The 11,935-nt window shown below is 59.2% G+C and carries 22 protein-coding genes and 2 tRNA genes; all 24 read left to right on the top strand.

The features are described from left to right. Window positions 1-3: 3 nt before the first annotated feature. The gene (locus tag C4J88_RS14630) at window positions 4-138 is read left to right on the top strand and encodes a DUF1382 family protein (protein WP_256659033.1); all 135 of its coding nucleotides are present in this window, start codon (window positions 4-6) and stop codon (window positions 136-138) included. Continuing rightward, window positions 135-452: a hypothetical protein gene (locus C4J88_RS14625; RefSeq protein WP_124407357.1), complete on the top strand. Its 318-nt coding sequence runs from the start codon at window positions 135-137 to the stop codon at window positions 450-452. Before C4J88_RS14630 ends, C4J88_RS14625 begins: the two co-directional genes overlap by 4 nt. Further along, entirely contained in the window at window positions 449-961 is a 513-nt protein-coding gene (locus tag C4J88_RS14620) for an HNH endonuclease signature motif containing protein (RefSeq protein ID WP_164487717.1), read from the top strand. The genes C4J88_RS14625 and C4J88_RS14620 overlap by 4 nt, the downstream gene beginning before the upstream one ends. Then, entirely contained in the window at window positions 958-1,548 is a 591-nt protein-coding gene (locus C4J88_RS14615; RefSeq protein ID WP_124407355.1) for an ead/Ea22-like family protein, read from the top strand. Before C4J88_RS14620 ends, C4J88_RS14615 begins: the two co-directional genes overlap by 4 nt. Next, window positions 1,545-1,775: a hypothetical protein gene (locus C4J88_RS14610; RefSeq protein WP_124407354.1), complete on the top strand. Its 231-nt coding sequence runs from the start codon at window positions 1,545-1,547 to the stop codon at window positions 1,773-1,775. The genes C4J88_RS14615 and C4J88_RS14610 overlap by 4 nt, the downstream gene beginning before the upstream one ends. Continuing rightward, window positions 1,772-1,894: a hypothetical protein gene (locus C4J88_RS27760; protein ID WP_256659032.1), complete on the top strand. Its 123-nt coding sequence runs from the start codon at window positions 1,772-1,774 to the stop codon at window positions 1,892-1,894. The genes C4J88_RS14610 and C4J88_RS27760 overlap by 4 nt, the downstream gene beginning before the upstream one ends. Next, window positions 1,891-2,361 carry a hypothetical protein gene (locus C4J88_RS14605; protein ID WP_124407353.1) on the top strand — a complete coding sequence of 157 codons (471 nt, stop codon included), beginning with the start codon at window positions 1,891-1,893 and terminating at the stop codon, window positions 2,359-2,361. Before C4J88_RS27760 ends, C4J88_RS14605 begins: the two co-directional genes overlap by 4 nt. Then, window positions 2,358-2,633, top strand: coding sequence for a hypothetical protein (locus tag C4J88_RS14600; RefSeq protein WP_124407352.1), 276 nt, complete (start codon window positions 2,358-2,360; stop codon window positions 2,631-2,633). The genes C4J88_RS14605 and C4J88_RS14600 overlap by 4 nt, the downstream gene beginning before the upstream one ends. Before the next feature lie 151 nt (window positions 2,634-2,784). Next, window positions 2,785-3,381: a recombination protein NinG gene (locus C4J88_RS14595; RefSeq protein ID WP_124407351.1), complete on the top strand. Its 597-nt coding sequence runs from the start codon at window positions 2,785-2,787 to the stop codon at window positions 3,379-3,381. After that, window positions 3,378-4,064 (top strand): hypothetical protein, encoded by a 687-nt coding sequence (locus C4J88_RS14590; protein WP_124407350.1) that lies wholly within the window; start codon window positions 3,378-3,380, stop codon window positions 4,062-4,064. The genes C4J88_RS14595 and C4J88_RS14590 overlap by 4 nt, the downstream gene beginning before the upstream one ends. A 115-nt stretch (window positions 4,065-4,179) precedes the next feature. Then, window positions 4,180-4,255: transfer RNA gene (locus tag C4J88_RS14585), tRNA-Thr, on the top strand. 3 nt (window positions 4,256-4,258) lie between these two features. After that, window positions 4,259-4,333, top strand: a tRNA-Asn gene (locus C4J88_RS14580). Between the two features lie 145 nt (window positions 4,334-4,478). Continuing rightward, window positions 4,479-4,817 (top strand): hypothetical protein, encoded by a 339-nt coding sequence (locus tag C4J88_RS14575; protein ID WP_003175039.1) that lies wholly within the window; start codon window positions 4,479-4,481, stop codon window positions 4,815-4,817. Further along, window positions 4,814-5,158 carry a hypothetical protein gene (locus C4J88_RS14570; protein WP_124407349.1) on the top strand — a complete coding sequence of 115 codons (345 nt, stop codon included), beginning with the start codon at window positions 4,814-4,816 and terminating at the stop codon, window positions 5,156-5,158. The genes C4J88_RS14575 and C4J88_RS14570 overlap by 4 nt, the downstream gene beginning before the upstream one ends. A 52-nt stretch (window positions 5,159-5,210) precedes the next feature. After that, window positions 5,211-5,564 (top strand): hypothetical protein, encoded by a 354-nt coding sequence (locus C4J88_RS14565; protein WP_124407348.1) that lies wholly within the window; start codon window positions 5,211-5,213, stop codon window positions 5,562-5,564. Further along, window positions 5,564-5,785: a hypothetical protein gene (locus tag C4J88_RS14560; protein WP_124407347.1), complete on the top strand. Its 222-nt coding sequence runs from the start codon at window positions 5,564-5,566 to the stop codon at window positions 5,783-5,785. The genes C4J88_RS14565 and C4J88_RS14560 overlap by 1 nt, the downstream gene beginning before the upstream one ends. Further along, on the top strand, window positions 5,782-5,973 hold the full coding sequence (locus C4J88_RS14555; RefSeq protein WP_124407346.1) for a hypothetical protein: 192 nt from the start codon (window positions 5,782-5,784) through the stop codon (window positions 5,971-5,973). Before C4J88_RS14560 ends, C4J88_RS14555 begins: the two co-directional genes overlap by 4 nt. Beyond that, window positions 5,970-6,431 carry a proteasome subunit beta gene (locus C4J88_RS14550; protein ID WP_124407345.1) on the top strand — a complete coding sequence of 154 codons (462 nt, stop codon included), beginning with the start codon at window positions 5,970-5,972 and terminating at the stop codon, window positions 6,429-6,431. Before C4J88_RS14555 ends, C4J88_RS14550 begins: the two co-directional genes overlap by 4 nt. Further along, window positions 6,397-7,020: a putative metallopeptidase gene (locus C4J88_RS14545; protein ID WP_124407344.1), complete on the top strand. Its 624-nt coding sequence runs from the start codon at window positions 6,397-6,399 to the stop codon at window positions 7,018-7,020. Before C4J88_RS14550 ends, C4J88_RS14545 begins: the two co-directional genes overlap by 35 nt. 31 nt (window positions 7,021-7,051) lie before the next feature. Continuing rightward, window positions 7,052-7,567, top strand: coding sequence for a DUF2280 domain-containing protein (locus C4J88_RS14540; RefSeq protein ID WP_124407343.1), 516 nt, complete (start codon window positions 7,052-7,054; stop codon window positions 7,565-7,567). Further along, on the top strand, window positions 7,564-8,901 hold the full coding sequence (locus C4J88_RS14535; RefSeq protein WP_124407342.1) for a hypothetical protein: 1,338 nt from the start codon (window positions 7,564-7,566) through the stop codon (window positions 8,899-8,901). The genes C4J88_RS14540 and C4J88_RS14535 overlap by 4 nt, the downstream gene beginning before the upstream one ends. Beyond that, window positions 8,901-10,361 carry a DUF4055 domain-containing protein gene (locus C4J88_RS14530; RefSeq protein ID WP_124407341.1) on the top strand — a complete coding sequence of 487 codons (1,461 nt, stop codon included), beginning with the start codon at window positions 8,901-8,903 and terminating at the stop codon, window positions 10,359-10,361. Before C4J88_RS14535 ends, C4J88_RS14530 begins: the two co-directional genes overlap by 1 nt. Further along, the gene (locus C4J88_RS14525) at window positions 10,279-11,391 is read left to right on the top strand and encodes a minor capsid protein (protein WP_372237990.1); all 1,113 of its coding nucleotides are present in this window, start codon (window positions 10,279-10,281) and stop codon (window positions 11,389-11,391) included. Before C4J88_RS14530 ends, C4J88_RS14525 begins: the two co-directional genes overlap by 83 nt. Window positions 11,392-11,399: 8 nt before the next feature. Continuing rightward, window positions 11,400-11,885: a DnaT-like ssDNA-binding protein gene (locus C4J88_RS14520; RefSeq protein WP_124407340.1), complete on the top strand. Its 486-nt coding sequence runs from the start codon at window positions 11,400-11,402 to the stop codon at window positions 11,883-11,885. Window positions 11,886-11,935 lie beyond the last annotated feature (50 nt).

The raw sequence follows: 11,935 nt of genomic DNA, 5'->3' as shown, positions 1-11,935 counted from the left end.
ACCATGGTCAAGCACGGAATCCGTTTCGTGTGCATGCCAGTGGTGGATGAGGCGGACATGGCCAATCTCGCCAGTCAGGCCGCTGAGCGCTTTGAGCGCATGGCATTGATCGCAGACGCAGCGGAGCAACGGACATGAGCGACAAGATGCGTGAAGAGTTTGAGCGCGAGTGGGGGCAAGTGGATGCGGCGCAAGGCGTTCACTTCATACCCGAACTGAACACCTACGGAAGCGAGCTGTACGCCCAGCACGAGTATGCACAGATGAAGTCGTCCGCCTGGTTCTATTTCCAGAAGGGTTGGAAGGCATCGCGCGAGGCGCTGGTGATTGAGCTGCCTGAGCTGCACACCATGGCTCCAGATGATGACCGGAAATGGCACGGGTGCCGAAACAGCACCATTCGAACCTGCGCGCGAGCCATCGAAGCCGTCGGCCTGAAGGTGAAGCCATGAGCGAACGAATTTACAGAAACGAAGTTTCCGTCGAGACGGTGCGATCATTGCTCAGTTATGAACCGCTGACCGGTTCGTTCAAGTGGATTGAAAAGCCATCCTGGGGCGTATCTGTCGGGGAGATTGCAGGGTTCATCACTTCGGCGGGATATCGATCTATCCGCATTGCTGGCGCTGGCTACCAAGCCCATCGGCTTGCCTGGCTTCACCATTACGGCGAATGGCCTGCGAACGAGCTTGACCATATCAACGGCAACAAAGACGACAACCGCATCGCCAATCTTCGCGACGTCAACCGCAAGGGCAATTGCGAAAACCAGCGCAGGCCACAGCGAAACAACACCTCGGGGTTCCTTGGGGTGAGCTGGGCGAAAAATGAAAAGAAGTGGAAAGCCCAGATCAGCCACGGTGGAAAGAAGCGAGCTATCGGCTATTTCGATTCCCCGGAAAAGGCTCATGAAGCATATCTGGCCGTTAAGCGCGAGCTGCATGCGGGGTGCACTCTATGAATTACACCGAACTGAAGCGGCTGGCCGAAGCTGCAACACAGGGCGACTGGACCCACTTGAAGCATGGCGTAATCAAAGGCGGGCCCGCCGTTCAATTCACGAACGGCTCAAGCCAGCAACAGATCGTTATGACAACCGGGGCTGAGTGGATGAGGCAAGGCGAGCAGTATGCCAACGCCGATTTCATCGCCGCAGCCAACCCCGCAGCAGTCCTGGCCCTGATCGCCGAGAACGACGAACTGCGCAATGCGGGCTCTCAGTTGAGGACGTTTTTTGTCGACGCGACCGAACAGTGCTGCAAGGCAGAGCGTGAGCGCGACCAGCTCCGCGCCGAAGTCGCCGGCCTGCGCACCGGCTACGAAGCCTACGCGCGGGTGAATGCTGAGCTCAAGGCTGAGAACGAGGCGCTGCGTAATGACGCCGAGAGATATCGGTGGCTGCGAAGCCGTGAAAGCGCAGAAGATCCTGAGATCAGCGTAACCCGGTGGACTCAACTGGCCCCAGATCGTGCTGTGGGAGAAGCCCCTCGCCTAGAAGTCCTGGACGCCGCCGTAGATGACGCCATGGGCAAGGGAGAGCAGTCATGACCGGTATGGCAAAGAGCGTGTTCAACATGCTGGAAAAGGTGTTTGCGGCTGAAGTTGAGAACCGTCTCCCTTACCAGACCAAATCCAAGCTTGCCGTGGAGATGGAAGAGTTTGGCTATCTGGAGCTCGGCAGCGAACGCATGGGCACCGTATCGGGTTACTACCTGACAAATGCCGGGCGCCTTGCCTATTGCGAAGAGTGCCGCGACGTGGAGGAGCAGTCATGACGGTATCAAAAACCCTTAAACGCTTCGCCTACTGCGCGCTCCTCGTTCTTCTGTCCTCGATCCTGATCGGGTTGACCGTGGCGGTTTGGATGGCGATTTATGCGGGGGTTACCCAATGACCGACAAGATCAGCGTCAACTGCCGCTCCATGCTCACCGAGGCGATCACGCGCATGTCCAGGATGTTCGAGGACAAGCACTTCGTGGTGGTGAGTCTTCGCCCTGGCAAGGACCGCACCCTGGACCAGAACCGTTTATGGTTCGCGATGTACAAGCGCATCGCCGAGATGACACAGATCGGTGACGCCGGGGAGGCTCGCAAGTACTGCAAGCTGCACATAGGCGTGCAGATCCTTCTGAACGAGGACGCTGGGTTCCAGGCTGAGTGGTACCGGGTGATGCGTCACCTCCCGTACGAGACGAAGCTGGACATGATGGGCGAGTGCCACCTGTTCGGGCCGGACGGCTTCCCGGTGACCAGCCTGTTCAACCGCGCCCAGGGCGTCCAGTACACCGACCGCATCGTCGCGCGCTTTGAGCCGCAGGGCGGGTACTTCTCTGACCTGCTTAGCCAGGAGGCCGCATGAGCCATAACTTCAAGCCGGGTGACCTGGCGATGATCGTTAAAAGCTTCCCCGAGTGTTCCGAAAACATTGGCCGTTGCGTTGAGGTGGTTGAGGTTGACTGTCCAGTGATGGACAAATTTCCAGTTCGGGTTGCGGCAGACAGTTTGAAAGCGCTGTGCCAGTTCTCTGGAGAAGTTGAGTCTGTAAATTTTAGCTGGTGTGGACCTTCCTGCCTGATTCCGCTGCGCGGCGACTTCACCCATGAGCAGCAGAAAGCCAAGGAGGCCGTATGAAGACCGGAGAGGCAATGGTGTTTCTGATTGGAGGTACTGCTTGGGTGTGTGGTATCGCTCTCGTTAAAGGGTTTTGGATGACGGCCATATGCGCGGTACTTCCACCGGTGGCCTGGGTCATTCTCGCCCAGCACATGATGGGGCCGGGGTTATGACCATCGAACGTAAGCCGGCCAAGCCGAAGAAATGCCGCGTCGAGGCGTGCGGGGCCTCATTCATCCCTTCGCGGATGGGGCAGGCGGTATGCAGCATCCCGTGCGCGATTTCTGACGCGACCAAGAGCAAAGCGAATCTGGATAAAGCCTTGAAGGCTCTTGACCAGCTGGGGCGCCGGGAGATCAAGGTCCGCAAGGAGAAGCTGAAGAGTAGGGCGGACCACCTCAAGGACACGCAGCACGCATTCAACGCCTGGGTACGGGCGCGTGACGCGGGCCAGCCCTGCATTAGCTGCGGGACCACCGCAGACGTTCAGTACTGCGCCGGGCACTACAGGACGACTGCTGCCGCCCCAGAGCTCCGCTTCGAACCCCTCAACGTGCACTTGCAGTGCAATCGCAATTGCAACATGGGCAAGTCCGGAAACCTGCTGGGTTATCGGCCGGGGCTGATCAAGAAGATCGGCGTCGAGGCCGTGGAATGGCTGGAAAGTCCTCATGAGCCCAAGAAGTACACCGTGGATGAGCTGAAGGCGATGACCGCCGAATACCGGGCAAAGACCAGAGAACTGAAAAAGGGGGGCGCGGCATGAAACTGATCAACGCAAGGCAGGTATGGACCGAAGCACAACACGAATCTAACGCGTCGATCAGCGCTGTGGCTATCGACAGGGCTGAGTCGGCACCGGTGAAGACCGGGGGGCGCATTGGAAAGCGAGACGCCCAGTTCCCGGCCATGGGCAGCGAGAAAGGGGAGGAGGCCGGACGCTTCTCCGTGCCTGGACAGCGGATCAGCATCAGCGAAACCCGGCGCACTTCGGCTGGCAAGTCCACGGCCCGTGCCGCACACCTGGCCACGATCGGCAAGGTGCTCCGCGCCATCGGCACTCTGCCATTTCAAGAGCAGCAGTTTGGGCACTACCTCTATCACCCATGCATGACGCTGGCCCACGTCCTGAACGCTGAGAAGTTGATCTGGAACTGCGTGGACTTTTCGACCCTGACCGAAGCCAAGGAGGCGAAGGTGCATTGCCTTGTCACCTTGGCCCTGCAGTCTTACAAGGTCGAGGCTCACGACGGCGCTCAGTGGGGGCCCGCTCGTATCGCTGAAGGCATGCATGCGCTTTACGGCGTCCACATCGAGCCCAAGGTATGGGATCGGGACTGGAAAGAAGCGTGGAATTTCCTGCGAGACGCCATTGAAGAAGTGGATATTCGTGTTCAGCAGCCGGTATGGCAGGTCATTCACTCAGAAAAAGAAGAGGTGGCGGCATAAAGATGTTGTCATGTTGGGGTTTTTGAGGTACTTTCCCCATAGTGCACAAGTAACGCGAAACGCACACGAAACCATAAGCCCGGCCGAGCGCCGGGTTTTTTATTATCTTAAATTCGCCGCCATAGCTCCAGTGGTAGAGCAGTCGCCTTGTAAGCGAATGGCCCGGGGTTCGAATCCTCGTGGCGGCACCACATTGGCGAGTAGCACAGCGGTAGTGCAATCGGCTGTTAACCGATCGGTCAGTGGTTCGATCCCACTCTCGCCAGCCAATCAAGGGTTCTCATTGAGGGCCTATTGAGGCCTCGGCATTGATCGAGGCCTTTTCGTTTTCGGCTCCACCACACCCATTGCCCCGAGCTGGGAGTGCTGTGTGAGCTGATTCAATTCCCAAACATGCCCCACGGAGTAGAGCGCATGGAGTATCTACAGCGCCTGCTCGACAAGATCGACAGGTTCGAATTGTTGATTGCGGGCCTGATTGGGGCCGTTGTTGCCAGCTGGTGGCACAAGGATGACTTGTCCGACTGGCGCGCCTGGATGGTGTTCTTGGTCACTGGGGTGGCCTGCTCGCTGTATCTGACGAGCATGGTCAGCGCCTACCTGAATGTCACTGAGCCGAAGATCGTTGCCGGCATTGGCTTCTTGCTGGGCACGTTTGGCGGCTCGCTCCTGGCAGCAATCAACCGAGCCATCAAAGCCGCTGACCTCTGGGCTCTTATCCGCCAGCGGTTCGGGGGAGGCAATCCACCATGAATCTTGAACTGATCAACTCCATCGCCTGCGGCCTGATCGCCCTATGGGCTGCCTGGTGCGTACTGAGCGGGAAGGTGAGAGACGGCATCCTGGGCAAGCTGATCTATTCGGTCATTGCCATCAGCGGGTTCGTCGTGATGACCCGCAGCCAGAACATCTTCTTCGGCCCGACCAGTGCTGGAGTGACTTTCCATGTCGCACTCTGCATGGCCGGTGTACGGCACATGTTCATGGTCACCTGCTGGTTGCGGGTGAAGGCCTGGCTATGCCGAGCGCTGAACTGCGAGCACTGCATGAGCTGCCCGAAAGCGCCTGAAGGTATAGAGCGCCGGAAGCAGTAATCCGCGCCACGTTTTCGAATGCGCCAAATCGTGGCGCGAGACTGGAGTCGCCATGAAATTTCGTAAGAAACCTGTAGTGATTGAAGCGGACCAGTGGTTCAAGAATGGCGATCACCCACTGGATCATGATCCGATCGGCATCGCCAAACCCTCCAGTACAGACTTGGACAAATACGACGAATACAAGCAATTCGAAGGAAAGGTCGTTCGCTACTTTCGGCATCCAGATGTTGCCGGTGTGAGCGGGTGCAAGCACTGCGGTCGGCAAATGCATGTGCACGGCTGGATCGAAACCTTGGAAGGCGGTCACATCGTCTGCCCTGGCGACTGGGTTATCACTGGCGTGCAGGGTGAGCGTTATCCATGTAAGCCTGACATCTTCGCGGCCACCTACGAGGCGGCGTGATGAGCGACCAATCAGGCGAACACGTCCACTACTGGGATGATGGCCGGGGCCGCCGGGAAGTGATCATCGACGGCCAGCCCGTCACGCATGTGATCTGGTGCGACACGAAGGCCGGTGTCGCTGTTGTCGCCGACCAGCCCATCAAGTCATCCGATGGCGAGCATGTCGACTTCCACCCTGTATGGGGTGAGATCACCGTTTTGACCATGGAGGCATCGTGAGTAACGTAACGCGCCTGCGCCACGCGCTGCCAATGAGCTTGGACATCAACGCCGCGATAAGCGCACTCGACAAGGCTATTGCCGACGCCGTGGATGCCGCCAAGACAGCCGGTTTGCCCCAGGGCCTGCTCGTTGGATTGCTCCACGGGCATGCCCATGCACAAACACATCAGATGGTAACCGTATGACGACCATTGCCTACAAAGACGGCGTGATCGCCTATGACTCCCGCCGAACATGCGATGGAAGGATCATCACTGACTGCGCAGACAAGAAGCGCGAGCGCGATGGGCATGTGTTCTTCGGCTCTGGTTCGACCTCTGACATTCTGAACCTGATGGATGCCTTCTTTGGTGCGAAGATTGAAGGGGAGTGTGATGCTCAGGTGATAGTCGTACACGATGGACGGGTGACAGAGATCATCTGGACTGAGGGCCGACTGTTCAAATACCCGGTAGACCACGAATACGCAATCGGTAGCGGTTCGGACAACGCCATCACCGCAATGGACATGGGCGCAACTGCTTTTCAGGCGGTGGAGATGGCTTCCAAGCGCGACACCAGCACCGGCGGCACGATCCGCACGATGATTATTGACGAGGGTATGGCTGATGCAAAGACCAATGCCCCCGGCGTCACTGCTTGAGCTATCCGACCTGATCGACTTCGGCATCCGCCTTGTTCCTGCGCCTGAGGTATGGGATTGGCTACAAGCCGAGATCCTTGCCGACACCGGCACCATTCACAACGAAGACCACGCCCATCTACTGGATGCAGACATCCGGATCATGTGGGCGTCGTCGAGCTTCAACAAGCAGGGGCGCACTGTCCTTGGCCAAGCCGAGCAGGTAGCGTTCCGCGCGGGTGGCTGGCAGAAAGCCCGGATGGAGCAGCAGATGCGTGATTGGTTCGGTGATGTGCCGGGCTTCATCATCACGCTGGCGGCTGACTACTGCGCCCAGTGCAGCGACACCGACTTTTGCGCGCTGGTTGAGCATGAGCTGTATCACATCGCTCACGCCATGGATAAGTACGGGCAGCCAGCCTTCAGCAAGGAGGGGGCGCCCAAGCTGGAGATGCGTGGCCATGACGTCGAAGAGTTCGTCGGTGTGGTCCGCCGCTACGGCGCGAGCCCTGACGTTCAAGCGTTGGTGGATGCTGCAAACAAACCCGCCGAGGTGGGGAAATTGAACATATCGAGGGCTTGCGGAACCTGTCTGCTCAAGCTGGCCTGATTCTTGACAGGCTCTAGACGGATGAGAATCTATGGCGAACCTGAAAAATGAGGTGAAGAGCTTCATCGTTCAGGCGCTGGCGTGCTTTGACACACCGTCCCAGGTGGTGGAGGCCGTCAAGAATGAGTATGGGGTCGTCGTGACTCGCCAGCAGGTTGAGACGCACAACCCTACCAAGGCGGCAGGCAAAGGGCTTGCCGTTAAGTGGCAGACACTTTTCCACGATACCCGAAAGCGTTTCCGCGAAGACACAGCGGAGATACCGATCGCAAACCGCGCGTATCGCCTCCGAGCCTTGGGCCGCATGGCCGAAAAGGCCGAGACAATGAAGAATATGGCGCTTGCCACTCAGATCATTGAGCAAGCAGCCAAGGAAACCGGGGATGTCTACGTCAATCGCCGCGTTGAGCCTGACAAATCGCTGGATGAAGAAATCAAACGGCTTGAGATCGAGAAGCGTAAGGCTGAGCTCAAGATGATAGAGAAGGGCGGCGGCAACTCAAACGCCCAACTGCTGGCCGATTTGATCGCGAGGCTGCCGTCATGATCGCGAACACCGGCAACCTGATGCTGGATCGCCAGTTGTCTCGTTGGTACCCGCTCAAGGATCACCCGGTGCAGCTCGCCCTGGTGGCAGCCGTGTCGGAAGGCATTCGTTTTCCATTGGTGCCGGCTGGTCGACGTAGCGGCAAGACTGAGCGTTTCAAGCGCTTCGTGGTGAAGCAGGCATCGGCGTACACCGGCATGTACTTTGCCGCCGCACCAACGCACGCCCAGGCCAAGAAGATCTTCTGGGATGACCTCAAGGCCTTCACACTGTGCTGCATGCACAGCCGCCGGCCGTCCGAGTCGGACCTGATCATCTACCTGGACAACGGTAGCGAGATTCACGTAATCGGCCTGGACAAGCCGCAGCGGATCGAGGGTATTCCGTGGACTGGTGGCGGCATCGACGAGTTCGCCGACATCAAGCCGGATGCCTGGGAGGCAAACATTCTCCCGGCGCTCAATACCGTCAACCCGACCATGCCGGATTACCGGGCCTGGTGCTGGCTGCTCGGCGTACCGGACGGCCTGAACCACTATTACGACCTGTGCATGCAGGCGGAGTCGGGCAATGACCCGAACTTCCGCGTGTTCCATTGGAAATCGGCCGAGATTCTTCCGGCTGACGTAATGGACGCGATGAAGCGGGCCATGTCGGCCAAGCAGTTCAAGCAGGAATTCGAAGCTTCGTTCGAAACGGCGTCGGGCCGGATCTACGAGGACTACAGCAAGGCGAACACCACGAGCGCAGCCATTGAGCCGCATGAGCAGCTGATGTGGATGCATGACCAGAACTTCACGCCTCTATCATCTGCGATCGGTGTCCGGCGCAACGATGGCAAAGACCTCTATCTGCTGGATGAGATCGTGCTGATCAGTGCGGTATCGAAGCAGTCGGCTGCTGAGTTCGTGGACAAGTTCAAGGATCACAAGAACAAACACGTCCTGATCTACGGCGACCCGGCAGGCAAGGCGGGCGAGAAGCACGGCCACGCGTCTGACTACACCGACATCGAGGGCGTGCTCAAGGCTAATGGCTGGACGTACACGCGCAAGGTCAAGCCAGCGCACCCGTCCATCAAGGACCGGCAGAACGCCGTCCGGGCGAAGATCCTGACTGCCTCAGGCGAAACCAGCTTGTTCATCAACCCTGTCACCGCCCCCTGGTGCCATAAGGGCTTGAGTACGGTTCAGCTTCAAATGGGCTCGACCTTTCAGGAAGACCAGAAGAACGACTACCAGCACATCACCACAGCGATCGGCTATTGCATCGACGTTGAGTGGCCGTGCATCAAACGCACAGGCGGAACACGCCGAATTGGAGGCTTGGCCTGATGCCAGTGCAATCGACAAACCCCGACTACGACGCGCACATCGCCGAGTGGGAGATGATGGACGACGCGCTTGAGGGTGAGTGCGCGGTGAAGCGCAACGAGCGCAATCTGCCAAAGCCGAGCGGCATTGTCGAGGCGGAAAAGCTCGAAGGCGCGGGCAACAAGTATCTCTACGAAAACTACACGAACCGGGCTCAATACGAGCATTGGGTGCGCGACTCGTTGCGGTCGATGATGGGATTGGTCTCGCGGCTTATACCGGAGATCGAACTGCCTGCCGGGCTGAAGGGATTGGAGGATAACGCCACCTCTGACGGCTTCGGCCTGAAGCAGCTGTTCTTCCGCATGGTGCGTCAGGCTATCTCCCACGGAAGGGTGCCGCTGGTGGTGAACATCGACGATAGCGGCGAGCCGTACTTCTCGACCTACGCGACGCGCAACGCGATCAACTGGGACACTGCTGACCAAGGCGGCCGGCAAGACCTGGTCCTCTCGGTGTTCCGCGAATTCCGCAAGAAGGGCGGAGACCGATATAGCCATGACTGCGACACGGTGTTCCGTGAGTTCTTCATGCAGGGCGAGGTCTGCTACACGGCCGTGCGCAACGAGGCTGGCGAACTGATCGACGATGAACGGCCGCTGGGCACTACCGGTACCAACAACCGTCTCGTCAAAGGTCTGGCCTATTTGCCCGTAATCTACTGCGGCTCGACCGACAATTCACCGGACGTCGACGAGGTGCCGCTGCTGACCATGGCGCGGGCCGCGTTGAAGTCCTATCAGATCAGTGCTGACTACTTCAGCTCGCTCCACCAGACCAGTCACCCGCAGCCGTGGGTTTCCGGCCTGGATCAGGCAGTGGAACTGAGCGTCACCGGCCCTTCGGCGGCCTGGGACCTTGGTCCGAATGGCAAGGCTGAATATCTGGAGTTCAAGGGCACCGGCATTGAAGCCAATCGCAAGGCCATGGACGACCAGAAGAACGCCGCGCTTGAGGCCGGCGCCAAAGTCATGGACGTGGCCGGCACCGAGTCGGGCGAGGCGCGTAAAACACGCCAGAACGACCAGCACGCCACATTGCACAGCATCGTCATCACTGTGGCCGAGGCGGTAGAGCAAGGCCTGCGTTACGCAGCTGATTGGAAGGGCTACGACCCCAAGCAGGTCACATTCAAGGTGAATCCCGAATTCGTGACCCCAGTCGTCGACGCCCAGGTGCTTGCCGAGCTGCTCAAAGGCGTGATGGCCGGCACGATCAGCGCCGACACCTACTGGCAGTACCTCACCACCGGTAAGCTGCCGGAACGCCCATACGAAGACGAAGCCGAACTGATCAGCGATGAACGCGAGTCGGCCGGCATCAACTTGGACAAAGACGATGCCATCGACAAACCTGGTGCAGGCGGACAGTCAACTGCTGGAGCAGACGACGCGCCACTCGGTAATGCTGGAGCGGCTTAAGGCCGGCGAGGTCAAGAAGTTCGAGAAGTACCTGCGCCAGATCGACACTGTTGTGCGGGAGCAGTTGACCCGCAAAGAGCTGACCACCTACAGCCGGGATCGCCTTGAGCAGTTCCTGGCACGGGTGGACGGCAAGCTGCTGGACATCTACAAGGCCTACGGCGACCTGGTGCAGGCCGATCTAGTCGATATCGCGCTGTATGAGTCGACCTTCGAGGCCAACAGCCTGAGCAATGCGCTGTCCATCGACGCCGTGGTGCCGAGCAACGCGGTGATCCGCGCGGCGGTGTTCTCCTATCCGCTGCAGGTGAAGGGGATCGACGGCGGCAAGCTGCTCAAGAGCTTCGTCAGCGGCTGGACACGCACCGAGACGATGCGCGTCACGAACACCATCCGCCTTGGCTTCGGTCAAGGCCAGACCAACGCCCAGATCATCCAGGCGATTCGCGGTACCGCAGCGCAGAACTACACGGACGGCATACTGGCCGTGAGCAATCGCAACGCTGCTGCCGTTGTGCAGACGGCAATCCAGCATGTGGCCACCACGGCGCGAATGGAGACACTGAAGGCCAACAGTGACGTGGTGTTGGGCTACCGCTGGGTGTCGACGCTCGATCGCAAGACCTCGCAGCAGTGCAAGGGCCTGGATGGAATGCGCTTCGACCTGGGTAAAGGCCCGCTGCCGCCGGCGCACATCAAATGCCGGTCAACCACAGTGCCGACTACCAGGCTTTCGGAGATGTTTGCCAAGGACGCAACGCGCGCCTCGGTGGGCGACAACGGCGGGGCGCAGGTCGAGGCGGGGCTGAACTATTACGAGTGGCTGGCAACGCAACCGGCGAGCTTCCAAGATCACGCCCTCGGGCCGGTCCGAGGCAAGTTGTTCCGCGATGGCGGGCTGACGCCGGAGAAGTTCGCCAAGCTGCAACTCGATAAGTCGTTCAAGCCGCTGACCTTGGCGCAGCTGAAGGACGCGGAGCCTGACATGTTCACCCGAGCAGGCGTTACACTCGGCGCTCCACCGGGTTGAGATAGCACATGCACATCATCGTTGAGGACGGGAAGGGCAGGCCAGACGCGAATAGCTTCGTGCCGCTGGAGAAGCTGACCTTCTACCGCGACTACTACGGGTTCCGGATACCTGAAGCTGAGGTTGACCAGGTCGAACTGCTGCTACGCGCTGCGGCCGACATCAACGGTCGCCAGTGGAAAGGGCGTAAGGCCAATCCTGAGCAGGCAATGGCCTGGCCCCGGCGCGACTGCAAAATCGAATACCAGACGCTGTCCGAGACGTTCGTGCCCTTTGAGCTTGAATGGGGCCAAGTCCGGCTGGCGGTCGAGCTGTACGCAGCCGGTGAAGGCTTCCAGATTGAAGAGCCAACGCATTGCACTGAGCCGAATGGCCGGCGCACGCGGCTCAACCGCGATAAGCCAGGCTTTCGCATGCGGCCGCCGCCATACGCGCCGAGCAGGACGCAGCTCGCCGATTACCTTGTCATGCGCGGGCTCTCGATAGTCCGATAAAACACAGAATTCACACCAAACCGCCCAATGGGCGGTTTTTTATTGCCTGC

The sequence above is a fragment of the Pseudomonas sp. R4-39-08 genome (genome assembly GCF_003852275.1).
Lineage (GTDB): Bacteria > Pseudomonadota > Gammaproteobacteria > Pseudomonadales > Pseudomonadaceae > Aquipseudomonas.
Note: the sequence above shows the minus strand (reverse complement) of the source record. Positions and strands in the feature narration are given on the sequence as shown.

Bases quoted from the DNA above. Each gene is read 5' to 3' on its own strand.
- C4J88_RS14630 (WP_256659033.1), top strand. From the start codon at position 4: ATGGTCAAGCACGGAATCCGTTTCGTGTGCATGCCAGTGGTGGATGAG.
- C4J88_RS14625 (WP_124407357.1), top strand. From the start codon at position 135: ATGAGCGACAAGATGCGTGAAGAGTTTGAGCGCGAGTGGGGGCAAGTG.
- C4J88_RS14620 (WP_164487717.1), top strand. From the start codon at position 449: ATGAGCGAACGAATTTACAGAAACGAAGTTTCCGTCGAGACGGTGCGA.
- C4J88_RS14615 (WP_124407355.1), top strand. From the start codon at position 958: ATGAATTACACCGAACTGAAGCGGCTGGCCGAAGCTGCAACACAGGGC.
- C4J88_RS14610 (WP_124407354.1), top strand. From the start codon at position 1,545: ATGACCGGTATGGCAAAGAGCGTGTTCAACATGCTGGAAAAGGTGTTT.
- C4J88_RS27760 (WP_256659032.1), top strand. From the start codon at position 1,772: ATGACGGTATCAAAAACCCTTAAACGCTTCGCCTACTGCGCGCTCCTC.
- C4J88_RS14605 (WP_124407353.1), top strand. From the start codon at position 1,891: ATGACCGACAAGATCAGCGTCAACTGCCGCTCCATGCTCACCGAGGCG.
- C4J88_RS14600 (WP_124407352.1), top strand. From the start codon at position 2,358: ATGAGCCATAACTTCAAGCCGGGTGACCTGGCGATGATCGTTAAAAGC.
- C4J88_RS14595 (WP_124407351.1), top strand. From the start codon at position 2,785: ATGACCATCGAACGTAAGCCGGCCAAGCCGAAGAAATGCCGCGTCGAG.
- C4J88_RS14590 (WP_124407350.1), top strand. From the start codon at position 3,378: ATGAAACTGATCAACGCAAGGCAGGTATGGACCGAAGCACAACACGAA.
- C4J88_RS14575 (WP_003175039.1), top strand. From the start codon at position 4,479: ATGGAGTATCTACAGCGCCTGCTCGACAAGATCGACAGGTTCGAATTG.
- C4J88_RS14570 (WP_124407349.1), top strand. From the start codon at position 4,814: ATGAATCTTGAACTGATCAACTCCATCGCCTGCGGCCTGATCGCCCTA.
- C4J88_RS14565 (WP_124407348.1), top strand. From the start codon at position 5,211: ATGAAATTTCGTAAGAAACCTGTAGTGATTGAAGCGGACCAGTGGTTC.
- C4J88_RS14560 (WP_124407347.1), top strand. From the start codon at position 5,564: ATGAGCGACCAATCAGGCGAACACGTCCACTACTGGGATGATGGCCGG.
- C4J88_RS14550 (WP_124407345.1), top strand. From the start codon at position 5,970: ATGACGACCATTGCCTACAAAGACGGCGTGATCGCCTATGACTCCCGC.
- C4J88_RS14545 (WP_124407344.1), top strand. From the start codon at position 6,397: ATGCAAAGACCAATGCCCCCGGCGTCACTGCTTGAGCTATCCGACCTG.
- C4J88_RS14540 (WP_124407343.1), top strand. From the start codon at position 7,052: ATGGCGAACCTGAAAAATGAGGTGAAGAGCTTCATCGTTCAGGCGCTG.
- C4J88_RS14535 (WP_124407342.1), top strand. From the start codon at position 7,564: ATGATCGCGAACACCGGCAACCTGATGCTGGATCGCCAGTTGTCTCGT.
- C4J88_RS14530 (WP_124407341.1), top strand. From the start codon at position 8,901: ATGCCAGTGCAATCGACAAACCCCGACTACGACGCGCACATCGCCGAG.
- C4J88_RS14525 (WP_372237990.1), top strand. From the start codon at position 10,279: ATGCCATCGACAAACCTGGTGCAGGCGGACAGTCAACTGCTGGAGCAG.
- C4J88_RS14520 (WP_124407340.1), top strand. From the start codon at position 11,400: ATGCACATCATCGTTGAGGACGGGAAGGGCAGGCCAGACGCGAATAGC.